Below are 23339 nucleotides of genomic sequence, written 5' to 3' on the forward strand. Positions count from 1 at the left end.
GTGGCGGCCGGCAAGGATGCCGCGGCGCGTGGCGCCGGCACGGGCTGGCGCGCGGACGCGGGGACGAGTGCGGCACGCGGGACGGTGAAACCGGTCGAACCGGTGTTGCGCACGGGCTCGCCTGTGTCGCCGCGGCCGGCGCCTTCGCTGCAAACGCAGCCGTCCGGTAAAGCGGCGGACAGGACGGGGGCCAACAACGCGAACCCGCCGTTCAAGCCGACCGAGCCGATCGCGCCGATCGCGCCGGCCGGCTGGCTGCGCGCGGCGGAATCGCGCCCGGCCGCGCCGTCGACGGGATCGTCGGGGACAGCGGGCGCGGCGGCTCGCGATGGCGCGGCGCAGGTCGGCCGGCGCGCGGTTGGCGAACAACGCGCTGTCGGCACATTCGGCTCCAGTGCCGCGTTGGCGGCGACGGCCGCCGCCGCATCGGGCGTGTCGGCCAGAGCGGCGCAGGCGATGACGGCCCGTTCCGCGTCCGGCGCAGGCATCGGTGTGACGGCGGGATCGATCGGTGCCGCGGCGCGCGCGAATCGCGCGACGCCGCGTCAACCGTTCCCGGCCGCCACGCGCGCCAGTGGCGTCACGCTGCCGCCGGCGGCGCGCCGGTCGGCGCCGGACTCGACGCGACCAGTGTCGGGCGCGCCAGAAGTCACATCGCCCGCGAGCGTTCAGGACACGCTGCGCAGCATCGCGGAAAACGCCGCGCGCTGGACCGACATGGCCGGCGTGAGCCTCGCGCGCAATCGCGGCGCGCAGGAAGCGAGGATCACCGAGGCGGATGCGGCGACGCCGTTCGAAGTGCGGCGGCCAGAAGGCGAGACGCCGCGTATCGATGAAGCCGGGACGGCTTCGGCGGAGCACGCACGGCAGCCGTTGGTCCAGGGTTTCGAGCAGGCGGCGATGGCGACGGAACAGCCGCGCGCCGATGCGTCTGTCGGGATCGGTAGTGAGCCCGTTGCGCAATGGCCGACCGAGCCGCCCGTCATTCGTGGACCGCTAGCGGACGCGCCCACCGCATTTCAGCGTTTCGCGGCTCATTTGCGGGATGACGCTCCGCGGGAAGACGTATCGGGGTTCGAAAACGACTCGACGCAAGCATCCGCGACCACGCCGGATCAGACTCCGCGCCAGCAGGAATCCACGCCGGCAGTCAAGCCGGCCGTCGCCACAACGCCAACGCAGCCGCCAGCGCCCGTCGCCGAAATCGTCATCGACACAGCGCTCGCGCCTTGGGAGAACAAGCTCGGCGCCGTCGCCGCTCAACCCGTCGCGGGCGAGTCCGCGGCAGAACCCGCCAACGCGTCGGCTTCGTCGACCGGAACGGACGCACCCAACCGCGCCGCGTCGATCCCGGCGCAAAGCGCGGCTTCGAACGTCGTTCGCTTTCCAGGCTTCGCCGCGCCGGCATCGGCATCGGCACCGGCACCGGCAACACTCGCGCCTTCGCCCGCGTCGGACGCAATGGCATCGCCATCGCCAGCTACCCAACCCGCAACCGACCCGCCCTCACCCCTGCGCGGCCACGCACCAGTCAACGGCTTCGAATTCCACGCACCGGCCGCATCGATGGTCGAATTGCCGACGCTCGATCTGCTCGCGCCCTCAGACACCGACATCGAGCCGGTCTCCGAGGAAAAACTCATCGAAACCAGCCAGTTGATCGAGCAGCGCCTGCAGGAATTCAAGGTGCCGGTGACGGTAGTCGGCGCGTCGGCGGGTCCGGTCATCACGCGCTTCGAGGTCGAGCCGGCGCTCGGCGTGCGCGGCAGCCAGATCGTCGGTCTGATGAAGGATCTGTCGCGCGGTCTCGGCCTCACGTCGATCCGCGTGGTCGAGACGATTCCGGGCAAGACCTGCATGGGCCTCGAACTGCCGAACGCGAAGCGTCAGACGATCCGGCTCTCGGAAATCCTCGAAGCGAGCGTCTACCAGAACTCGCCGTCGCAACTGACCCTCGCGATGGGCAAGGACATCACCGGCCATCCGGTCGTCGCCGATCTCGCGAAGGCGCCGCACATGCTGGTCGCCGGCACGACCGGTTCCGGCAAGTCGGTCGCGATCAACGCGATGATCTGCTCGCTGCTGTTCAAGGCGACGCCCGAGGAAGTGCGCCTCATCATGATCGATCCGAAGATGCTGGAGTTGTCGGTGTACGAAGGCATCCCGCACCTGCTCGCGCCGGTCGTCACCGACATGAAGCTCGCGGCCAACGCGCTGAACTGGTGCGTCGGCGAAATGGAGAAGCGCTACCGGCTGATGTCGGCGGTCGGCGTGCGCAACCTCGCGGGCTTCAACCAGAAGATCCGCGACACCGAGGCGAAGGGCAAGAAGCTCGGCAACCCGTTCTCGCTGACACCCGACGCACCCGAGCCGCTCGCGCCGCTGCCGCTGATCGTCGTCGTGATCGACGAACTCGCCGATCTGATGATGGTCGCCGGCAAGAAGATCGAAGAGCTGATCGCGCGGCTCGCGCAGAAAGCGCGCGCGGCCGGCATCCATCTGATTCTGGCGACCCAGCGGCCGTCGGTCGACGTGATCACCGGCCTCATCAAGGCGAACATTCCGACGCGCGTCGCGTTCCAGGTGTCGTCGAAAATCGACTCGCGCACGATCCTCGACCAGATGGGCGCCGAGTCGCTGCTCGGCCAGGGCGACATGCTGTTCCTGCCGCCCGGCACCGGCTATCCGCAGCGGGTGCACGGCGCGTTCGTCGCCGACGAGGAAGTGCATGCGATCGTCGAGTATCTGAAGCAGTTCGGCGAGCCGCAATACGAGGAAGGCATTCTCGACGGCCCGGCCACCGACGGCGGCGCGGCGCAGGACCTGTTCGGCGAGGCGCCGGATGCGGAAGCCGATCCGCTCTACGACGAAGCGGTCGCGTTCGTCGTGCGCACGCGGCGCGCGTCGATCTCGTCGGTGCAGCGGCAGTTGCGCATCGGCTATAACCGCGCGGCGCGTCTGGTCGAGCAGATGGAGACGGCCGGGCTCGTGTCGGCGATGAGCATCAACGGCAGCCGCGAAGTGCTCGCGCCCGGACCGGCGGAGTAGTCGTGCGGTGAATCAACGGACCGTGGGCGCGCGTTGAAGCCATGCATACGCACGCGGCCATGACGAAAAAACGGACCGCCTCACATCGTGAGCGGTCCGTTTTTCATTTCACGCGCGCCTTGCGTCTTCGCATCGTGCGCGCGCTCCGTCACGACGGCGACACCAGCTTGAAATCGACCGGCGAGCCAAGCTCGAAATGCTGCTTCGGCGTCGGGTCGAGCAGGCCGGTGTGCGGATCGCGCCTGAACACGTACACGGTATCGCTCAGTTGATTGCCGACGATCAGCCAGTGGCCGGTCGGATCGATCGCGAATTCGCGCGGCGACTTGCCGAGGCTCGACTGACGGCCGATCTGCTTCAGATGCCCGGTGGCCGGGTCGACCGCGAAGATCACGATCTCGTTCGCGTCGCCGCGATTGGACGCGTACACGAAGCGTCCGTCCGGCGACATATGGATCGCCGCCGCGCCCACCTGCCCCTTGAAGCCCGGCGCCGACAGCGGCAGCGTTTGCACGAGCTTGAGCTTGCCGTCGTGATAATCGAACACGCTGACCGTCGCGGCAAGTTCGCTCGTCAGATACGCATGCCTGCCGTCCGCGCTGAAGATCAGGTGACGCGGACCCGTGCCGGCCTTTTGCTGCGTATAGCCCCAGTCGGTTGCGACGAATGGGCCGGACGCGGGGGCCGGGGCGCCCTGCGGCGTATAGCGGTACGAGTAAAGCTTGTCGGCGCCGAGGTCCTGCGCGAACAGATAGCGGCCATCGGGAGAAAACACCGTCGAGTGAACGTGCGAGTTGTCCTGTCGGCCCTTCACCGGGCCGCCGCCCTCATGGTGCACGGTCAGCACCGATGTGCCGACCTGGCCATCGGCCTGCAGCGGAAACACCGCGAAGCTGCCGCCCGGATCGGGCGCGACGGAATAATTCGCGGTCAGCAGATATTTGCCGTCCGGCGAGATGCTCAGATAGCACGGATCGTTACCATCCGACGACACCTTGTTGAGAAACGTCAGTTGCCCGCTCGCGGCATCGAAGCCGAACGCGCTGATGCCGCCGCGCTGCGTGGCCGGGCCGTTGTCGCCGGGCAGCTCGTTGACGGAATAGACGAAGCGGCGATCGCGGCTCACCACGAGAAACGACGGATTGACCGTCGGCGCGACCGATACCTGCGTCGCGGCGCCCGTCTTCGTGTCGAAGCGGTAGACGTAGATGCCCTCGCTCCTGCCGCCGGTGTAAGTACCGACCAGCATCGTATAGACGCCGTCCGCGGGGACCGGGCCGGAATCTTGCGCATACGCAGTCGAAGCAACAATCGAGACCATGAGCACGAAACCTTTTATTATCGAACGGGCTGCACGCAGAGGCGCACACCGGCTCGTGCGTCGCGCGGCGCGCGGTGCAGCGGGTTGGGCGGCGCGGTCCGCGCCATCATCTGAATGAAAGCCGGGAACAGAAGCAGAAGAACAGACGGAAGCGGGAACGGAAGTCAAAACCTGGCGCACGGCAGCGCGCCCGACGGCACGGCGACTACGAAGCATGGGACCTCCTCGACATCGGTTGTCTGGTGCAAGCGGTTGTAAGCGTGTCTGGTCTGCCGCGCCGCGAATCGATTGTTCCGCGTTGTTATAGTCGAAGCCAGTATAAAAGCGTTACGCCGGATCAGGCAGGGTATCTGCCAGCTGTGTCGCCACCCGCGTGGTCCATGGCGCGACGAAGATGTTTTTCGGTCGTTTTTTCAATCGCGTGTCACGCGTCTCACCTACGGAGTCTTCATGAACGTCACACTCAGCCTGGGCCCGCTCGTTTCGCTGATCGCCGGCATTCTGATCCTCATCATGCCGCGCCTGTTGAATTACATCGTCGCGCTCTATCTGATCATCATCGGCATCATCGGAATCTTCGGCGTGGGGTCGTCGCACCTGTGAGCAATGCGTGACGGGACCGGGCGCGCGGTTTGCGTCCGGTATCGGTTGCCTTTGGCGCGACGGGAAGCTCGCGACGGCACGCGCATGCGGCGGCGTGGCGCAAAAAGGGCGCGGCGCCAACGCAAGCGCGCTGATGAAAACCCGTAACGGAGAAACTGAACGAACGCGCGACGAAGATGCGCCAGAAACCTCAGCGCGCCCGCTCAGCCGTTCGCGAGCTGATCGAGCCGCAGGCGTCCCTGCAACGACAGTGCGCCGACGGCATAATGACCGGCATCTTCCTGATAGCGCCGGAAGCAGGCCCGCTCGGCCAGAAAAGAGGCGGCAGTCAGCATGCCGTTGCGGCTCAGGCCCAGCCGGCCGTGATCGAGAGACAGCAGTGAATCGTCAGCGAGTTCGCTGGCGGCCGAGAGAATCTTGATGCAATCGGATTTCGAAGGGTTCAGCATGGCTTTCGTCCTCGGAAACGGCGTCTGCATGCGCCATGAGCAAGGCCGATTCGCAGCTTGGAGCGTCCCGGATATCGGCATGAAATCTGATTGTATGCACGGATTTGACAATTTACCAACTCGCGTTTTGCCGCACTATGCGATGAACCAAACGGAGCTTATGCAGGTCCGGTAATAACATCCGCGTAAAGCGCGGCTACCCTGGCTGTCAGTCATAACGACACGTTTTTCCGACACGGTTTCCATGCCTGCACTTATCGAAGACTACGCACTCATCGGCGACGGCCATACGGCCGCGCTCGTTTCCCGCGAAGGCTCCGTCGACTGGCTCTGCTGGCCGCGTTTCGACTCCGGCGCCTGCTTCGCCGCGCTGCTCGGCACGCCCGACAACGGCCGCTGGCAGATCGCGCCCGCCACGCTGACCGAAGACACCTCGTCTGCCCCGTCCATCACCATCAAGCGCCGCTATCGCGGCGAAACGCTGATCCTCGAGACCGATTTCGAAACGCCCGAGGGCGCCGTCACGCTGATCGACTTCATGCCGCCCGGCAACGGCTGGTCGGAGATGGTGCGCATCGTCGTCGGCAAACGCGGCACCGTGCGCATGAAGATGGAACTCGTGCTGCGCTTCGACTACGGCTTTTCGATTCCGTGGGTGGACAAGCTCAAGAACGACAGCGGCATCAAGGCGATCGTCGGACCCGACAACGCGGTGCTGCGCACGCCGGTCCAACTGCGCGGCGAGAACATGAAAACCGTCGCCGAATTCACGGTGAGAGAAGGCGAGCGCGTGCCGTTCTCGCTCGCGTACGCGCAGTCGCATCTGCGCATTCCGCCCGCGCGCGATCCGCACACGGCGCTCGCGCGCACCGAGAACCACTGGCTCGAATGGGCAGCGCGCGGCACCGTCGAGGGTCGCTGGGCCGAGCCGATCCGCCGCTCGCTGATTACGCTGCGGGCGCTCGCCTACGAACCGACCGGCGGCATCGTCGCGGCGCCCACCACGTCGCTGCCGGAGCAACTCGGCGGCACCCGCAACTGGGACTACCGCTACTGCTGGCTGCGCGACGCGACCATCACGCTGCTCGCGATGATGCGCGGCGGCTACTACGACGAAGCGCGCGCGTGGCGCAGCTGGCTCGGCCGCGTGATGGCGGGCGCGCCGGATCAGTTGCAGATCATGTACGGCATCGCCGGCGAGCGGCGCCTGCCCGAGTCCGAGATCGACTGGCTGCCGGGCTATCAGGGCGCGAAACCGGTGCGCATCGGCAACAACGCGGTCGGGCAGCGTCAGCTCGACGTCTATGGCGAAGTGATGAACGCGCTGCATCTCGCGCGCGTCGGCGGTCTGCAGGCGGACGGCACCGCGTGGAGCGTGCAGTGCGCGATGCTCACGCACCTCACGACGATCTGGCGCGAGCCCGACGAAGGTATCTGGGAAACGCGCGGCGGCCGCGAGCATTTCACGTTTTCGAAGGTGATGGCGTGGGTCGCGTTCGATCGCGCGATCCGCTCGGCCGAGATGTTCAGGCTCGACGGCCCGCTCGACGAATGGCGCGCGACGCGCGACGCGATTCATGCCGAGGTCTGCGAGAAAGCGTGGAATCCCGAGCTCAACGCGTTCGCGCAGTATTACGGCAGCGACCAGCTCGATGCGAGCGTGCTGCTGCTGCCGATGGTCGGCTTCCTGCAGCCGCAGGATCCGCGCATCAAGGGCACCGTGGCGGCGATCGAGAAAAACCTGATGCACGGCGGCTTCGTGATGCGCTACCGCACCACCGAATATGACGACGGCCTGCCGCCGGGCGAAGGCACGTTTCTCGCGTGCTCGTTCTGGATGGTCGACAACCTCGCGCTGCAGGGCCGCGTCGGCGAAGCGATCGAGATGTACGAACGGCTGCTCGCGCTGTGCAACGACGTCGGCCTGCTGGCGGAGGAATACGACCCGGTCGCGAAACGCCTCGTCGGCAATTTCCCGCAGGCGTTCTCGCACGTGGCGCTCGTGCATACCGGGCTGAACCTGATGAAGCATGAGCAGGAAATGGCGCAGGCGACCGGGCAGCCGCCGCATAACGGCATCCGCGCGATGGAGCTCGAGGTTCAGGCAAGCCCTGATAGCGGCGCAGCAGCATCGCCACTAGCATGATCCAGTGACAGTTTGCGTACCGCGAGCACGCAGATTGTTGCGTTGCACAAAACCACGTTGTTCGATATCATCGATTAGTCTGTTGGCCAACAAGAAAATGTGCCCACAACCAAAATGGCCCGCCGCAACGCCCCCCGCGTGTTTGCGAAGCCCAATGCGAACCGCTTAAAACGGAGCACCTATGCTCTATCAATTGCATGAATTCCAGCGGGCGATGTTGAGCCCCCTCACAGCCTGGGCTCAGGCCGCGTCGAAGTCATTCGCGAATCCCGCCAGTCCGTTAGCCTATGTGCCAGGCGCCACGCGCCTCTCCGCCGGTTACGAGTTGCTCTACCGGCTCGGCAAGGATTACGAGAAGCCTGAGTTCAATATCCATCAGATTGTCAAAGACGGTCACAACATCCCGATCGTCGAGCAGACCATCATCGAGAAGCCGTTCTGCCGCCTGATGCGCTTCAAGCGCTTCGCCGACGATAGCGACGCTGTCAGCCAATTGAAAGACGAGCCGATCGTGCTGGTCTGCGCACCGTTGTCAGGACACCACGCCACGCTGCTGCGCGACACCGTGCGCACGTTGCTGCAAGACCACAAGGTCTACATCACCGACTGGATCGACGCGCGCATGGTACCGCTCGAGGCCGGCGAATTCCATCTGGACGACTACGTCGCGTATATCCAGGAATTCATCCGCCACATCGGCGCGAAGAATCTGCACGTGATCTCCGTGTGCCAGCCGACCGTGCCGGTGCTCGCCGCCATTTCGCTGCTGGCGAGCCGCGGCGAGGACACGCCGCGCACGATGACGATGATGGGCGGCCCGATCGACGCGCGCAAGAGCCCGACCTCGGTCAACTCGCTCGCCACGCAGCACTCGTACGAATGGTTCGAGAACAACGTGATCTTCACGGTGCCGCCGAATTATCCCGGCGTGGGCCGCAAGGTTTATCCGGGCTTCCTGCAGCACACCGGTTTCGTCGCGATGAATCCGGAGCGGCACGCGGCGTCGCACTGGGACTACTACCAGAGCCTGCTGCGCGGCGACGAAGACGACGCCGAAGCGCATCGCCGCTTCTACGACGAGTACAACGCGGTGCTCGACATGGACGCGGACTATTACCTCGACACGATCCGCGTCGTGTTCCAGGAATTCCGCCTGGCCGAAGGCACGTGGGATGTCGCCGGCGAACGGGTGCGGCCGCAGGACATCACGAAGACGGCGCTCTTCACGATCGAGGGCGAACTCGACGACATTTCCGGCGACGGCCAGACCTACGCCGCGCATGATCTGTGCACGGGTATTCCGGCGAAGAACAAGCAGCATTTCACCGCGGAAAAATGCGGCCACTACGGCATTTTCTCGGGACGCCGCTGGCGCACGATCATTTATCCGCAATTGCGCGACTTCATTCTCGAGCACAACAAGGCGGCGAAAACGACGCGGGCGCAAAAAGAGAACGTCGAAGCCTGAACGACTGAACGTCCGGCAGCATTGAAAAAGCCAACGGCCTCCTCGGAGGCCGTTGGCTTTTTTGTTACTTCGTCTTCGTTATTTTCCCGTTGTTTCTTTTATCGCGCTTCTCTTTTTCCGAACACTCCCGCATTCCCCGCTATTTTCTCAACAGATACGCGAGCAGCAGTTCGGTATTCATCTGGATCACTTCGCTGCGTTCGGTGGGGCTGCTGAAATCGCGGCCGAGCGTCGCCTCGAGCGTGAAACGGTTCGACACGATGTAGTAGCCCATGCCCGACAGCGCCACGTAGAAGCGCAACGGATCGACATTCGCGCGAAACAGCCCGGCGCGCTGGCCGCGTTCGAGAATGCCGCCGAGCGTCGCGACGATCGGCGAGATCATTTCGCGGATTCGCGTCGACTTCTGCATATAGCGTGCTTCGTGCAGGTTCTCGTTGTTGACGAGCCGCAGCAACTCGGGATGATCGCGGTAATAGTCCCAAACGAAATGCGCGAGACGCGTCACGGCCTCGACCGGCGCCACACCGTTCAGTTCGAGCGTGCGTTCCGCTTCGTTGAGCGCGCTGAACGCGTGCTCGAGTACCGCGGTGAATAGCTGCTCCTTGCTACCGAAGTAGTAATAGAGCATTCGTTCATTGGTTTCCGCCCGACGGGCAATCTGGTCGACGCGCGCGCCGAACAGCCCGCCACCTGCAAACTCTTCGGCTGCCGCAAGTAGAATACGGCGCCGCGTGCCTTCAGGATCTCTTTTGATTTTCGGCTGATTCATGGTGGCATCGTCTTCGTGAGCCGCGTTATCCGGATCGCGCCGCCGGCCTCTCCTCGAGCCTCGTACTGGCGGCGTTGAACGGGCGCGTCGTGATTGGGAAACACACCCTTTTCTTGCGGTCTTTCGAAAAAAGCGCTTCGATTATGGCACATGGATTGCGAATGGCAATCGGGGAAATCGGCGATAATGTGCTATTTAGTTCAGGCCGTGCGACCGCCCGGCAAGCCCCCACGCCGTAACCGTGACAGACGTCAAAACACTTGCGGATCGCATCGAAGATCTGCTGCCCCAAACGCAATGCACGAAGTGCGGTTATCCCGCATGCCGTCCCTATGCCGAAGCCGTCGCCAGCGGCGCGGCCAGCTACAACCAGTGCCCGCCCGGCGGCGCCGAGGGCATCGCGCGCCTCGCCGCGCTGCTCGGCAAACCGGTCATCCCGCTCAATTCCGCCAATGGCGTCGAACGCGCGCGTCCGCTGGCGGTTATCGACGAACAGTTGTGCATCGGCTGCACGCTGTGCATGCAGGCCTGCCCCGTCGACGCGATAGTTGGCGCACCGAAACAGATGCACACGGTAATCGCCGGGCTGTGCACCGGCTGCGACCTGTGCGTGCCGCCCTGCCCGGTCGACTGCATCGCCACGCCGGCCGTCACGGGTGACGCGACCGGCTGGGCCGCATGGAGCCAAAGCCAGGCCGACGCGGCGCGCCTGCGCCATGACCGGCGCGTCGCACGTCTCGCGCGCGAGCGCGATGCCGCGGAAGCGCGTGCTGCGGTGCGGCGAGCCGCCGGTGCGACGTCGCATGGCGCCGAACCGGCATCGGCATCAACGGCGGCACCCGCCGCTCCCGCCACGGACGACGCCGAAGCGAAGAAACGCGCGATCATTCAGGCCGCGCTCGAACGCGCTCGCAAGAAAAAGGAAGAAATGGCCGCGAAAGGGCTGGGTCCGCTGAACACCGAAAACGTCAGCGCCGCCGTGCAGGCGCAGATCGACGCCGCCGAAGCGCGCCGCCGCCGTCTCGACCTCGGCAACGCCGACAGCGACGACAAGCGCGGCACCGGCCAGCCGTCCGGTGCGCCGAACAACCCACGCTAGCCGCCGTACCTGCCCGCTAAACTTAGCCCACGTCAGCCAGCTCAACCCAACGCCACATTCACCTCCACGCACCGACACGCTCAGCATGAACGCGAACAAACGCCGCGCCATCTACGAAACGCTTCAGAGCCTGAATCCGCATCCGACCACCGAGCTCGAATACACGACGCCGTTCGAGCTGCTGATTGCCGTGCTGCTGTCGGCGCAGGCGACCGACGTGTCGGTCAACAAGGCAATGCGCAAGATGTTCCCGGTCGCGAACACGCCACAGAAGGTCCTGGATCTCGGCGAGGAAGGCGTCGCGAGCTACATCAAGACGATCGGCCTGTACCGCACCAAGGCGAAGAACGTGATCGCGACCTGCCGCATCCTGCTCGACCAGTACGGCGGCGAGGTGCCCGAGGACCGCGAAGCGCTGGAAAGCCTGCCGGGCGTCGGGCGTAAAACGGCCAACGTGATCCTCAACACGGCGTTCGGCCATCCGACCATCGCGGTGGATACGCACATCTTCCGCGTGGCCAACCGCACCGGGCTCGCCCCCGGCAAGGACGTGCGCGCGGTCGAGGCGGCGCTCGAAAAATTCACGCCCCCCGAGTTCAGGCAGGATGCGCACCACTGGCTGATCCTGCATGGGCGCTACGTGTGCAAGGCGCGCAGGCCCGAATGCTGGCATTGCGCGATCGAGCCGCTGTGCGAATTCCGGCCGAAGACGCCGCCGCCCGATCTCTGAGCGGCCCGGGCGCCGGCGGCCCATGCCGCCGCGGCGTAAAATATCGGCTTGCGCGCGCCGCGCACGTCCTCATTGCCGCGCCTCACGCACACCCCACTCCCCAAGCACCGGTTCCACGATGTTCAATCCCAGCCGCGACGAAGTCCGCCTCTTTTTCACCGAGACCTGGCGCAAGCAGCGTCAGGGCGAGATTCTGACGCCGCTGGAGGCGATCGCCGCGGACTGGATCGTCGAACATCCGGAATATCACGCCGATCTCGCCGACGCTCCGGCCGCCCAGGCGCAGGACTATTCGCCGGAACGCGGCCAGACCAACCCGTTCCTGCATCTGTCGATGCATCTGGCGATCTCCGAACAGTTGTCGATCGACCAGCCGCCCGGCATCCGCGCGGCGCACGACCGGCTTGCCGCGCGTCTCGGCTCGACCCACGAAGCGCAGCACGCAATCATGGATTGCCTTGGCGAAACCATCTGGGAAGCGCAGCGCACCGGCACGCCGCCGGACACGGACGCGTATCTGCAACGCATAGAGCGGCGCGCGACGCGCGACTGAGCGACTGAGAAACGCGCCGGCGAACGCGCTTCCCCGCGCCGGGGCATCCGGCTGACCGCCCAGGACAGAACGCCCCAAAACAAAAAACCCCGCGCGAGGCGGGGTGTTTTGTTTCAGGCTTCGATCGTGCAATGATCCGGCAAGCGCCGCGAAAACAGCGCGAAAACCCTTACTTCTTCTGCACGAGATCGCCGTCCAGCGATTCCACATAGGCGCCGATGTCTTTCATGTCGCCTGGCGACAGGCTTTGCACCTGCGCCTGCATGATCGCGTTGTTGCGGCCGAAATGCGGATTGCCCGTACCCATCTGGTACTGACGCAGCGCCCAGTAGATATAGTCGGAGTGCTGGCCGGCCAGCTTCGGATACTCCGGGCTCACCGGCTTGTTGAGGTTGGCGCCGTGGCAGGCCGCGCAATTGTGGCTGTCGACGAGGACCTTGCCTTTGCCGGCGTCGGCTGCGTGCGCGGCATTCGCCGCAAGCAGACCGATCGCTGCCGCCGACGCGCATGCAGCCTTGAACACCGTGTGGAGTGCCTGTTGGGGCTTAATCATGAAATCTCCTATCCCGCGAATTTAATTGGCTGGGTGGCCGACGCCGATCGACGCCGATCACTTGTCGGGATTGTTTTTCGAATCGGCGGTTTGCGCGGCGTAGTACGCGGCGATGTCGGCAATGTCCTGATCCGACAGCGACACCGCGATCGCATGCATCGTGTCGAAGTGGCGATCGCCCTTCTTGTACGCATGCAGCGCGTTTTCGATGTACGCCCGATTCTGGCCGCCCAGCTTCGGCACGCGGAAAACCTCCGGATAAGCGGTGCGGTAGTCAGGGATGCCATGGCAGCCGATACACATCGCGACCTTGTCCTGGCCCGCCTTCGCGTTGCCTACGACATCCGCTGCCTGCGCACTGGCCGCATATCCCACGAGCCCCGACAGCGCTGCGATCACGACGTGTTTGCCGACGAATTTATTCATAGATGTACCTGGCTTGAGGGGAAACGGGCGCCCGGAAAGGCGGCGGTCCGCGCCGTTCTTCTTGTAGGGTAGCCACGCAGGCCAAAAAAATCGGGCTCATTGTACCGCGACGCCGCGCCGAACGTCCACCCGACGCGGGGGCGGCGAACTACCCGCCCGCGCCCGCCTGGACGGGCGCCGCGCCCGCGCGCCCGGACCGCCCGGACGCGTGAAACCGGCGCCTGCTCCACGAGCCTGGCCGCACCACAGCCGCACCATAGCCGAACCACGCCGGACCACGGCGCGGGATCCCGGCGGGAGCAGAGCGCGGCTGACACCATACGCGAGCCGGTTTCAGGCCAACAGGCCTTCTGACTTATACTGGGTTTTTTCCCCGAAAAGAGCATCTCGCCATGCGTTTCGAAGGTTCATCGCAGTACGTCGCCACCGACGACCTCAAGCTCGCGGTCAACGCCGCGATGACGCTCAGGCGTCCGCTTCTGATCAAGGGCGAACCCGGCACCGGCAAGACCATGCTCGCCGAGGAAGTCGCCGCCGCGCTCGGCATGCCGCTCCTGCAGTGGCACATCAAGTCGACCACGAAAGCCCAGCAGGGTCTGTACGAATACGACGCGGTATCGCGCCTGCGCGATTCGCAGCTCGGCGACGAGCGCGTAAAGGACATCCGCAATTACATCGTCAAGGGCGTGCTGTGGCAGGCGTTCGAATCGGAGCAGCAGACCGTGCTGCTGATCGACGAGATCGACAAGGCCGACATCGAATTCCCGAACGACCTGTTGCGCGAACTCGACCGCATGGAGTTCTACGTGTACGAGACGCGCGAACTGATCCGCGCGAAACATCGTCCGCTCGTGATCATCACGTCGAACAACGAAAAAGAGCTCCCCGACGCGTTCCTGCGCCGGTGCTTTTTCCATTACATAAGGTTTCCGGATCCGCAGACGATGCAGCAGATCGTCGACGTGCATTACCCCGGCATCAGGAAAGAGCTGCTCGCCGCGGCGCTGCAGAGCTTTTTCGAACTGCGCAACGTCGCGGGGCTGAAAAAGAAGCCGTCCACGTCGGAACTGCTCGACTGGCTCAAGCTGCTGCTCGCCGAGGACATTCCGCCCGAAGCGCTGCGCTCGGCCGACCAGAAGCAGATCGTGCCGCCGCTGCATGGCGCGCTGCTGAAGAACGAGCAGGACGTGAGCCTGTTCGAGCGGCTGCTGTTCATGAATCGCAATAACCGTTGAACGGGCGCCGCAAGGAACCCAGCATGCTGATCGACTTCTTCTACTCGCTGCGCGCCGCCAGACTGCCGGTGTCGGTGAAGGAATACCTGACGCTGCTCGAAGCGCTCAAGGCCAACGTGATCGCGCCGTCGCTCGACGAGTTCTACTACCTCGCGCGCATCACGCTCGTGAAGGACGAGCAGTACTTCGACAGGTTCGACCAGGCGTTCGGCGCGTATTTCAACGGCGTCGCGCAAACCTCGGAGCTCGCGTTCGACATCCCGCTCGACTGGCTGAAGAAGAAGCTGCAACGCGATCTGTCGCCGGAAGAAAAGGCCCGGATCGAAGCGATGGGCGGCCTCGACAAGCTGATGGCGCGCCTCAAGGAACTGTTCGACGAACAGAAAGAGCGCCACGAAGGCGGCAGCAAATGGATCGGCACGGGCGGCACGTCGCCGTTCGGCAACGGCGGCTATAACCCGGAGGGCGTGCGCATCGGCGGCGACGCGGCCGGCAATCGCACGGCCGTCAAGGTATGGGAAGCGCGCGCGTATCGCGACTACGACGACCAGATCGAAATCGGCACGCGCAACATCAAGGTCGCGCTGCGGCGGCTGCGCCGCTTCGCGCGCGAAGGCGCGGCCGAAGAGCTCGACCTGCCCGACACGATCCGCAGCACGGCCGCGAACGCCGGCTGGCTCGACATCAGGATGGTGCCGGAGCGGCATAACAACGTGAAAGTGCTGATGCTGCTCGACGTCGGCGGTTCGATGGACGATCACGTGAAGCGCACCGAGGAGCTGTTCTCCGCCGCCAAGGCCGAATTCAAGCATCTCGAGTTCTATTACTTCCACAACTGCGTATACGACTTCCTGTGGAAAAACAATCGCCGCCGCCATGCCGAGCGCACGCCGACATGGGACGTGCTGCACAAGTTCACGCCCGACTACAAGCTGATTTTCGTCGGCGACGCGACGATGAGCCCCTACGAAGTGCTGCAGCCGGGCGGCTCGGTCGAGTACAACAATGCCGAGGCCGGCGCGGTGTGGCTGCGCCGGCTCGCCGATCATTTTCCGCACTTCGCGTGGCTCAATCCCGAGCCGGAAGCGCTGTGGCCGTACCGGCAATCCGTCAGCGCGATTCGCGAAGTGCTGGGGCACCGCATGTATCCGCTCACGCTCGCGGGGCTCGAGACGGCCATGCGCATGCTGAGCAAGTAACCGCCCGCCGTTCGGACATCCACGTCTGCACGCTTTGACTTCCACAACAAGAAAGCAAGAAAGCATCCGCATGAGTTCGCCCCCGTCGCCCCAGTTGTCCCCCGCCGCCGCGCCTTCCGGGCGTTTCAGTCCGCTCGCCGATACCTCGCTATCGACGATCGTCGCGGGCTTCGTCGCGATGATGACGGGCTACACCAGTTCGCTGGTGCTGATGTTCCAGGCGGGCCAGGCCGCGCATCTGAGCGATGCGCAGATTTCGTCGTGGATCTGGGCGCTGTCGATCGGCATGGGCGTGTGCACGATCGGCCTGTCGCTGCGCTTTCGCGCGCCGATCGTGATCGCGTGGTCGACGCCGGGCGCGGCGTTGCTCGTCACGTCGCTGCCGCATGTCGGGTATGGGCAGGCGATCGGCGCATTCATCGTGTGCGCGGCGCTGCTCACGCTGGTCGGCCTGACCGGCTGGTTCGACTCGCTGATGAAGAAGATTCCGGCCGGCATCGCGTCGGCGTTGCTCGCGGGCATCCTGTTCGAGATCGGCATCGAGATTTTCCGCGCCGCACAGTTCCAGACCGCGCTCGTGCTGACGATGTTCTTCACCTACCTGATCGTCAAGCGGTTCGCGCCGCGCTACGCGATCGTCACGACGCTCGCGGCCGGCACGGCCGCCGCCGGCGTGCTCGGGCTGCTCGATTTCAGCCGCTTTCACGTCGCGCTCGCGCATCCGGTGTTCACGATGCCGGCGTTCTCGGCCGCGGCGATCGTCAGCATCGGCATTCCGCTGTTCGTCGTCGCGATGGCCTCGCAGAACGTGCCCGGTATCGCGGTGCTGCGCGCGGACGGCTACACGACGCCGTCGGCGCCGCTGATCGCGACGACCGGCCTCGCGTCGCTGCTGCTCGCGCCGTTCGGCTCGCACGGCATCAATCTTGCGGCGATCACGGCGGCGATCTGCACCGGTCCCGAAGCGCACGAAGATCCCGGCAAGCGTTACATGGCGGCGGTCTGGGGCGGCATTTTTTATCTGATCGCGGGGGTGTTCGGCGCGACGATCGCCGCGCTGTTCGCCGCGTTCCCGAAGGCGCTGGTGGTTTCCGTCGCCGCGCTCGCGCTGTTCGGCTCGATCATGAGCGGGCTCGCCAACGCGATGCAGGACGTGCGGCAACGCGAGGCCGCGCTCGTCACGTTCATGGTGACCGCCTCCGGACTCACGCTGCTGTCGATCGGCTCGGCGTTCTGGGGCCTGGTCGCGGGCGTGGTGACGCAACTGGTGCTGAGCGCGCGCCAGCGGACAAAACCCGCGTGAACGGATCGCCGCGCCGCGCGGTTCATACCCGCGTTTCATACCTTCGCGAACGATCCGCCATAGAATAGAAGTATCCGGCGGCGGGTTCCGGCAACTTCGCGGAACCCGCCGCGGCTTGCCCCGCGGCCGCCGGCGCCGGCCGGTTCCACTGACTGGTCCGGTCGGCGCGGCGGCAACCTCATTTCCCCTGAACCACGGCGCACACGCGCCCTGAAGGCCCGAACATGACAACCGCACTCGATCAACTGAAGCAATACACCACCGTGGTGGCCGACACCGGCGACTTCCAGCAGCTCGCGCAATACAAGCCGCGGGACGCGACCACCAATCCGTCGCTGATTCTGAAGGCCGTGCAGAAAGACGATTACCGGCCGCTGCTCGAAAAGACCGTGAAGGCGCATGCGTCGAAGCCGGTCGGGGCGATCATCGATCAGTTGCTGATCGCGTTCGGCACCGAAATCCTCAAGATCATTCCGGGACGCGTATCGACCGAAGTCGACGCGCGCCTGTCGTTCGACATCGAAGGCTCGATCGCGAAGGGCCGCGAGCTGATCGCGCTGTACAAGGAGCACGGCATCGAGCGCGAGCGCGTGCTGATCAAGCTCGCGTCGACGTGGGAAGGCGTGCGCGCGGCCGAAGTGCTGCAGAAGGAAGGCATCCGCTGCAACATGACGCTGCTGTTCTCGCTCGCGCAAGCCGCGGCCTGCGCGGAAGCCGGTGCGCAACTGATCTCGCCGTTCGTCGGCCGTATCTACGACTGGTACAAGAAAAGCGCCGGCAGCGCGTGGGACGAAGCGAAAGACGGCGGCGCCAACGATCCGGGCGTCAAGTCGGTGCGCCGCATCTACGCGTACTACAAGAAGTTCGGCTACAAGACCGAGGTGATGGGCGCGAGCTTCCGCACGACTTCGCAGATTCTCGAACTGGCCGGCTGCGATCTGCTGACGATCAGCCCGGAACTGCTGCAGAAGCTGCAAGACAACACCGACAGGATCGAGCGCAAGCTGTCGCCGCAGATGTCGGGCGACACGGACATCGAGCGCGTGCCGGTCGATGAAAAGTCGTTCCGCTTCCTCGTCAACGACGACGCGATGGCGACCGAGAAGCTCGCCGAAGGTATCCGCACGTTTGCCGCGGACGCCGTGAAGCTGGAAAAGCTGATCGACGCGCTGCGCTGAGGCGTTGAAGGCGCCGGGCGTCGCTTGCGGGTGGCCGCGTAACCTGTTGATCCACGCACCATCGGCTCGATAACGCAGCACGGAGGCGACCCTGAATCTTGCGATTCAGGGTCGCTCGCCGTTTACAGCCCGCACGCGCCCGCCACGGGTGCCGAACCCACACCGGGCGCGCATCCTACGACATAACGTCACAATCCACGCGCGACACGCGACTACAATCGACTCCACACCCTTGCCGCCGCTGGGACGCCGGAGAACGACGGCGCCGAACCCGCGCGCGGCCTTTTCAGGAGACGATCATGAACCTTCAGCCCTACGTGTTTTTCAATGGCCGCTGCGAGGAAGCGCTCGACTACTACACCGAAAAACTCGGCGCGCAGGTGACCTTCAAGATGCTGTTCAAGGAAGCGCCGCCGGACCCGAACAACCCGCCGCGCCCCGAACTCGCGGACAAGATCATGCACGCGAGCGTGCAGTTGGGTTCCAGTACGTGGATGGCCTCCGACGGCAATTGCGACCCCGCGGCAGGTCCGTTCAACGGCTTCGCGCTGTCGCTGACCGTCGAAGACAGCGCGTCGGCGGAAAAATGCTTCAACGCGCTGGCCGACGGCGGCAAGGTCGCGATGCCATTCGGGCAGACTTTCTGGAGCAAGGGCTTCGGGATGGTGGTGGACCGCTTCGGCCTGACGTGGATGGTCTCGCTGCCGCCGCAGGACTGACGCGCGAGGACGGCCGAAGACGGAGCCGGCAGCCGGGGGGCAAGGCCAACCGCGCAGGAAGCGAAGCCGCCTACGCGCCGCGCAAACGCCGCCCCTGCCGCTCGATATTCCAGTTCGGCTCGGTCTCGAGCAGGAGCGCGCGCAGCCGGTCCACCTGTTCCGCGAGCCGCTGACCGAGCCAGTAAGGCCCCTGCCACTCGGGCGGCAACGCGGCTGCCGTGCTGTCGTGTCCCCGCGCGAGCGGCGCCGCGGCCGGAATGCCGAGCCGCGTCGGGCGGCCGAAGCGCAGCGCGCGCGCCGTCGACAGCAGAATCCCGCGCACGGCGCGCACCTCGGCGCCGCAATGCGCGGCGTAGGCCGTGCGCGCTGCCGCATCGGAGTCCATCAACGGCCCGGTCGCGAGCAGTTCGATCGCGCTGAGCACCGAGCGATGCAACCGCTGGATCTCCTCGAGCTTCGCCTGCGGCACGTCGATTTCCTTCGCGACCGACGGCATCAGCGAGCGCAACTGCACGAGCCGTTTGTTGATCCGCAGGAAGCGCTTGACCTGCTCTTCCTCGGCCAACGTCTCGCCGTCGAGCAGCCGCGCGTAGATCCCCGCGCATTCGCGCAGATTGGCGGCGATCCCATAGCGCCAGGAGTACGTCGCGTGCAGCGGAAACGCGAACGAAAACGCCAGCGCGATCACGATGCCGATCAGCACGTTCAGGGTGCGCCACAGGCCGGTGTCGATCAGATTGTCGCCGTGGCCCGCGACGATGCACATCGTGATCGCCGTCAGCAGCCCGATATAGCCGGACGAGCCGATCGCGAACCACGCGCAGATCGCCGCGACGATCGCCATCAGCACATAGGTGAGCGGCAGCGAGCCGATGAGGTTCTGCTGCACGATCAGCACGAGGCCGATCCCCGCGCCGAGCAGCGTGCCGGCCGCGCGATCGGCCGCCTTCTTGCGGATATTGCCGTGATGCTGCAAGCCGCCGATCACGACCAGCAGCGTGACCGACGCCCAGATGCCATGCGGAATATGGATGCCGGAAGTCGCGAGAATCGACACGATCATCGCGAGACCGACGCGCAGGCTGTGCAGCACCTTCGCGTGCCGGTAGCGGTAATACGGCGACGTGACCGCGCGCACCATCCGGCTGAGCGCCGCGCGGCGTGGGATCACGGTAGGAGTATCGGCAGCAGCCATGGCGGCGCGCGACGAACGCGTGAAGGGACGGTTCCGCTATCCTGCCCTGGAGTGCGCACCAAATACAAACGCCCGCGAACTTTCGTCCGCGGGCGCCGTATTTTCAAAGTGTAAAACGGCTCCGGAATCAGCTTTCGACGACGTCCAGATAGTCTTCCGGACGCGTGCGGTCCTCGGCATGCTGCATGCCGATCGCGCGCACGATCAGGCTCACGACGACCGACACCACGAGGTTCACGATCAGCGACCACACCGCCGCGTAGCCCGGAATCGCCATGCCGAACAGGTGGATCGTGAAGATCGAGCCGGCCAGTTTCAGCGAGATCGCCATCCACGTGCCGGTGGCGATGCCGGCCGCCCAGCCGATCAGCAGGCCGCGGTAGTCGAGCACGCGCGTGTAGAGGCCGAGCACGATCGCCGGCAGCGTCTGGATGATCCAGATGCCGCCGAGGAGTTGCAACTGGATCGCGTACGTGAGCGGCAGGCCGAGAATGAACGCGACCGCGCCGACCTTGACGATCAGCGAGACCAGCTTCGCGACGTTGGTCTCCTGCTCGTGCGTCATGTTGCGGTTGATGAACTCCTTGTGCACGTTGCGCGTGTACAGGTTCGCCGCCGCGATCGACATGATCGCCGCCGGCACCAGCGCGCCGATACCGATCGCCGCGAACGCGACGCCGACGAACCACGACGGGAAGAAGTGCAGGAACAGCGCCGGCACCGCGAAGTTCGGGCCGAAAGCCTTGAAGTACGGCACGAATTCCGGCATGTCCTTCACGCCGGCCGCGAGCGCCATGAAGCCAAGCAGCGCGAGCAGGCCGAGCACCAGCGAGTAAGCCGGCAGAAGCGCCATGTTGCGGCGGATCGTGTTGCCCGACTTCGACGACAGCACCGCGGTGATCGAGTGCGGATACAGGAACAGCGCGAGCGCCGAGCCCACCGCCAGGGTCGCATACGCGCTATAGCCGTTCAGGCTCGACACGTCCGGCGCCTTCAAGAGCAGCTTGGCCGGCGGCACCGCGCCGAAAATGTGGCCGAAGCCGCCCAGTTGCGGCGGAATCACGATGATCGCGGCGAAGATCGTCACGTAGATCAGGATGTCCTTGACCACCGCGATCATCGCCGGCGCGCGCAGGCCCGACGTGTACGTGTAGGCCGCGAGGATCGCGAACGCGATGATCAGCGGCAGGTCGCCGACGAAGCCCGTCGTGTCGAAGCCGAGCGCGCCGATCACCACTTCGATACCGACCAGTTGCAGCGCGATGTACGGCATCGTCGCGACGATGCCGGTCACCGCGATCGCGAGCGCGAGCATGCGGCTGCCGTAGCGCGCCGACACGAAGTCCGCCGAGGTCACGTAGCCGTGACGCTTGGCGATGCTCCACAGCTTCGGGAACACGACGAACGCGAACGGATAGATCAGGATCGTGTAAGGCAGCGCGAAGAAACCGGTCGCGCCCGCGCCGAACACGAGCGCCGGCACCGCGATGAACGTGTAGGCGGTGTACAGGTCGCCGCCGAGCAGGAACCACGTGACGATCGTGCCGAAGCGCCGGCCGCCCAGGCCCCACTCTTCCAGATGGGCGAGATCGCCGCGCCGCCAGTGGGCCGCGACGAAGCCGAGAATCGTAACGCCGATGAAAAACAGAACGAAGACGAACGTTGCAATGGGGTTCATTATTGTGCGCCCCCATTCGAACGACCCGTATAGCGGGATTTGGTCTTGTAGTAGACGAACGCGGTGATGACCGCGCTGATCAGCACCCACAGAAGCTGATACCAGTAAAAGAACGGGAAATCGAACAGTTGCGGCTCGACCCGGTTGTAGAACGGCACCCAGATCATCGCGATCCAGGGCAGCAGCAATAGCCATAGCCAGTGCTTGCTGGCTTTCTTCACGTCGGCGTCGTGAGCCATGACGTCTCCTCTTCCTATTTTGAATTTATCTGCCCGTGGTCGACGGGAGTGGAACTCGCGGCGGGTGGTCGACCCGCGGATAGCCACGGGCACCCCGAAAGCTTCGAAAGAGTATAGGAGCCGCGAACGCCCGGTCAAGCAGGGACGACCCGAGGCGCAACAAGCCGGGGCAACGCGGTGGGGGTGCCGATGAGGCGGTGCGGGTGGAATCGGAGATGTCGCGGACAGAAGCCGCCGCCCCGGATAGACGTCCGGCAGACGCCCGGCGTACCCGCTGAAGGGGCGACCCGAAGCGGCGGGCCGGGTCTGCCGGTGCACCGGCCCGGCCGCCCCGCCTCTGTTCGCCGACGATGCGTCAGTCAACCCAGCGCCTGCGCGAACCTGATGGCGGCGAGCGTCAGATCGTGAACGACGCGCCCGTCTGTCCCGTCGATTCCCGCAGCCCCTTGAGCCACTTGCGCGCCGGCAAGCCGAGCTGCGCTTCGATCAGTTTCGCGCGCGCGTCGAGCGCGGCAAACGGCACGTCGAACGCCGGGCCCGAGAATGCGATCGCGATGCGGTTGCCGTCGTGCACTTCCGGCAGCGCGACCACGCGGCCGTCGAATGCTTCGTTCAGGCGCTTCATGTTGCGCACGAAGCTCGGATGATCGCCGAACAGATTCACCGTGACGACGCCCGCATCGGTCAGACACGCGCGCGCCGCGCGATAGAAGCCGACGCTGTCGAGCACCGGACCGCGCGCGGTCGCGTCATAGATGTCGATCTGCAGCGCGCCGATCGTGCCGTGATTCGCGCGGTCGTTGACGAAGTCCCACGCGTCGGTTTCGTGGATGGTCAGACGCGCGTCGTCGCGCGGCAGCTCGAACATCGTGCGCGCGGCCACGACGACCGCCGGGTTCACCTCGACGGCCTCGACCTTCGCGCGCTTCAGGAAGCGATGCGCGAAGCGGGTCAGCGACGCCGCGCCGAGCCCGAGCTGCACGATGCGCTTCGGCGTCTCGAGGAACAGCAGCCAGGCCATCATCTGCTGCGCGTATTCGAGTTCGATGTGATCGGGCTTACGCAGACGCATCGCGCCTTGCACCCATTCAGTGCCGAAATGCAGGTAGCGCACGCCGCCCTCTTCGGAGAACGTCACCGGCGCGAAACGCGGCTTGCGCGGCGTTTCGATTTGCGGCGCGTCGTGCAGGTCGCGGTCGGCCGCGCGGTTATCGTGGCGCGCGGTCTTACGAATGGCTTTGCGCGTCATCTTTTGCTTACCGCCGATGGCGTCGGCGTCCCGGTTGCGGAAAGCGCGCGCCTCGGCCGAAGCGCGCTTGATCAGTGTCGTCATGTGAGGATGTCGCGCTCCAGGCGCAATTTTTGGTCGAACGAGAGCATAGCATTCAGCGCACCTGCCGGAGACGATCCGCGCACGGTGCGCTG

General features: G+C 65.2%; 21 protein-coding genes. 12 read left to right on the forward strand and 9 right to left on the reverse strand.

The window, feature by feature from the left end; all coding sequences use genetic code 11:
* On the forward strand, positions 1 to 3048 hold a 3048-nt coding region (locus QM685_RS29455; RefSeq protein ID WP_415122083.1), incomplete at its 5' end, for a DNA translocase FtsK.
* A 148-nt stretch (positions 3049 to 3196) separates the two neighbouring features.
* Here QM685_RS29455 and QM685_RS29460 read toward each other — a convergent pair.
* The gene (locus QM685_RS29460; RefSeq protein ID WP_415122085.1) at positions 3197 to 4369 is read right to left on the reverse strand and encodes a lactonase family protein; all 1173 of its coding nucleotides are present in this window, start codon (positions 4367 to 4369) and stop codon (positions 3197 to 3199) included.
* Between the two features lie 450 nt (positions 4370 to 4819).
* On the opposite strand from QM685_RS29460, the gene QM685_RS29465 reads away from it, so the two are divergent.
* Positions 4820 to 4972 (forward strand): DUF3096 domain-containing protein, encoded by a 153-nt coding sequence (locus tag QM685_RS29465; protein ID WP_013088853.1) that lies wholly within the window; start codon positions 4820 to 4822, stop codon positions 4970 to 4972.
* A 203-nt stretch (positions 4973 to 5175) separates the two neighbouring features.
* Here the strand turns inward: QM685_RS29465 and QM685_RS29470 are convergent, their stop codons facing one another.
* Positions 5176 to 5421, reverse strand: a complete 246-nt coding sequence (locus QM685_RS29470) for a hypothetical protein (protein WP_415122299.1) — start codon at positions 5419 to 5421, stop codon at positions 5176 to 5178.
* 244 nt (positions 5422 to 5665) lie between these two features.
* Between QM685_RS29470 and QM685_RS29475 the strand changes: the two genes are divergently transcribed.
* Entirely contained in the window at positions 5666 to 7567 is a 1902-nt protein-coding gene (locus tag QM685_RS29475; RefSeq protein ID WP_415122087.1) for a glycoside hydrolase family 15 protein, read from the forward strand.
* Between the two features lie 181 nt (positions 7568 to 7748).
* Positions 7749 to 9035 carry a polyhydroxyalkanoate depolymerase gene (locus QM685_RS29480; protein WP_415122089.1) on the forward strand — a complete coding sequence of 429 codons (1287 nt, stop codon included), beginning with the start codon at positions 7749 to 7751 and terminating at the stop codon, positions 9033 to 9035.
* A 139-nt stretch (positions 9036 to 9174) separates the two neighbouring features.
* Here QM685_RS29480 and QM685_RS29485 read toward each other — a convergent pair whose 3' ends face one another.
* A complete protein-coding gene (locus QM685_RS29485) occupies positions 9175 to 9807 on the reverse strand; it encodes a TetR family transcriptional regulator (protein ID WP_415122090.1) in 633 nt (210 codons plus the stop codon).
* Between the two features lie 241 nt (positions 9808 to 10048).
* On the opposite strand from QM685_RS29485, the gene rsxB reads away from it, so the two are divergent.
* The 3 genes from rsxB (at position 10049) to QM685_RS29500 (ending at position 12189) form a co-directional block, all read left to right on the forward strand.
* Positions 10049 to 10906 carry an electron transport complex subunit RsxB gene (gene rsxB, locus QM685_RS29490; protein WP_415122091.1) on the forward strand — a complete coding sequence of 286 codons (858 nt, stop codon included), beginning with the start codon at positions 10049 to 10051 and terminating at the stop codon, positions 10904 to 10906.
* Between the two features lie 85 nt (positions 10907 to 10991).
* On the forward strand, positions 10992 to 11636 hold the full coding sequence (nth, locus tag QM685_RS29495) for an endonuclease III (protein WP_415122092.1): 645 nt from the start codon (positions 10992 to 10994) through the stop codon (positions 11634 to 11636).
* A gap of 118 nt (positions 11637 to 11754) precedes the next feature.
* Positions 11755 to 12189 carry a DUF1841 family protein gene (locus tag QM685_RS29500; RefSeq protein ID WP_415122093.1) on the forward strand — a complete coding sequence of 145 codons (435 nt, stop codon included), beginning with the start codon at positions 11755 to 11757 and terminating at the stop codon, positions 12187 to 12189.
* Positions 12190 to 12358: 169 nt separating this feature from the next.
* Here the strand turns inward: QM685_RS29500 and QM685_RS29505 are convergent, their stop codons facing one another.
* Both QM685_RS29505 and QM685_RS29510 read right to left on the reverse strand, forming a co-directional pair.
* Entirely contained in the window at positions 12359 to 12742 is a 384-nt protein-coding gene (locus QM685_RS29505; RefSeq protein WP_415122095.1) for a c-type cytochrome, read from the reverse strand.
* Positions 12743 to 12799: 57 nt separating this feature from the next.
* Entirely contained in the window at positions 12800 to 13168 is a 369-nt protein-coding gene (locus QM685_RS29510; RefSeq protein WP_415122096.1) for a c-type cytochrome, read from the reverse strand.
* A gap of 392 nt (positions 13169 to 13560) precedes the next feature.
* Here QM685_RS29510 and QM685_RS29515 point away from each other — a divergent pair, with 392 nt between their 5' ends.
* The 5 genes from QM685_RS29515 (at position 13561) to QM685_RS29535 (ending at position 18802) form a co-directional block, all read left to right on the forward strand.
* The gene (locus QM685_RS29515) at positions 13561 to 14403 is read left to right on the forward strand and encodes an AAA family ATPase (protein WP_415122097.1); all 843 of its coding nucleotides are present in this window, start codon (positions 13561 to 13563) and stop codon (positions 14401 to 14403) included.
* 23 nt (positions 14404 to 14426) lie between these two features.
* The gene (locus QM685_RS29520) at positions 14427 to 15602 is read left to right on the forward strand and encodes a vWA domain-containing protein (protein WP_415122099.1); all 1176 of its coding nucleotides are present in this window, start codon (positions 14427 to 14429) and stop codon (positions 15600 to 15602) included.
* Positions 15603 to 15672: 70 nt separating this feature from the next.
* The gene (locus tag QM685_RS29525; RefSeq protein WP_415122100.1) at positions 15673 to 16905 is read left to right on the forward strand and encodes a benzoate/H(+) symporter BenE family transporter; all 1233 of its coding nucleotides are present in this window, start codon (positions 15673 to 15675) and stop codon (positions 16903 to 16905) included.
* A 224-nt stretch (positions 16906 to 17129) separates the two neighbouring features.
* Positions 17130 to 18083: a transaldolase gene (tal, locus tag QM685_RS29530; RefSeq protein WP_415122101.1), complete on the forward strand. Its 954-nt coding sequence runs from the start codon at positions 17130 to 17132 to the stop codon at positions 18081 to 18083.
* Positions 18084 to 18382: 299 nt separating this feature from the next.
* Positions 18383 to 18802, forward strand: coding sequence for a VOC family protein (locus QM685_RS29535; protein ID WP_415122102.1), 420 nt, complete (start codon positions 18383 to 18385; stop codon positions 18800 to 18802).
* A gap of 70 nt (positions 18803 to 18872) precedes the next feature.
* Here the strand turns inward: QM685_RS29535 and QM685_RS29540 are convergent, their stop codons facing one another.
* The 4 genes from QM685_RS29540 to QM685_RS29555 all read right to left on the reverse strand — a co-directional run bounded on the left by QM685_RS29540 (position 18873) and on the right by QM685_RS29555 (position 23247).
* Complete coding sequence (locus QM685_RS29540) at positions 18873 to 19997, reverse strand: FUSC family protein (RefSeq protein WP_415122103.1); 1125 nt, start codon at positions 19995 to 19997, stop codon at positions 18873 to 18875.
* 127 nt (positions 19998 to 20124) lie between these two features.
* Complete coding sequence (gene mctP, locus QM685_RS29545) at positions 20125 to 21675, reverse strand: monocarboxylate uptake permease MctP (protein ID WP_415122104.1); 1551 nt, start codon at positions 21673 to 21675, stop codon at positions 20125 to 20127.
* Positions 21675 to 21914: a DUF3311 domain-containing protein gene (locus QM685_RS29550; protein WP_415122105.1), complete on the reverse strand. Its 240-nt coding sequence runs from the start codon at positions 21912 to 21914 to the stop codon at positions 21675 to 21677. The genes mctP and QM685_RS29550 overlap by 1 nt, the downstream gene beginning before the upstream one ends.
* A 397-nt stretch (positions 21915 to 22311) precedes the next feature.
* Positions 22312 to 23247, reverse strand: coding sequence for a spermidine synthase (locus QM685_RS29555; protein ID WP_415122107.1), 936 nt, complete (start codon positions 23245 to 23247; stop codon positions 22312 to 22314).
* Positions 23248 to 23339: the final 92 nt, after the last annotated feature.

It is taken from the genome of Paraburkholderia sp., assembly GCF_047605525.1.
Classification (GTDB): domain Bacteria; phylum Pseudomonadota; class Gammaproteobacteria; order Burkholderiales; family Burkholderiaceae; genus Paraburkholderia.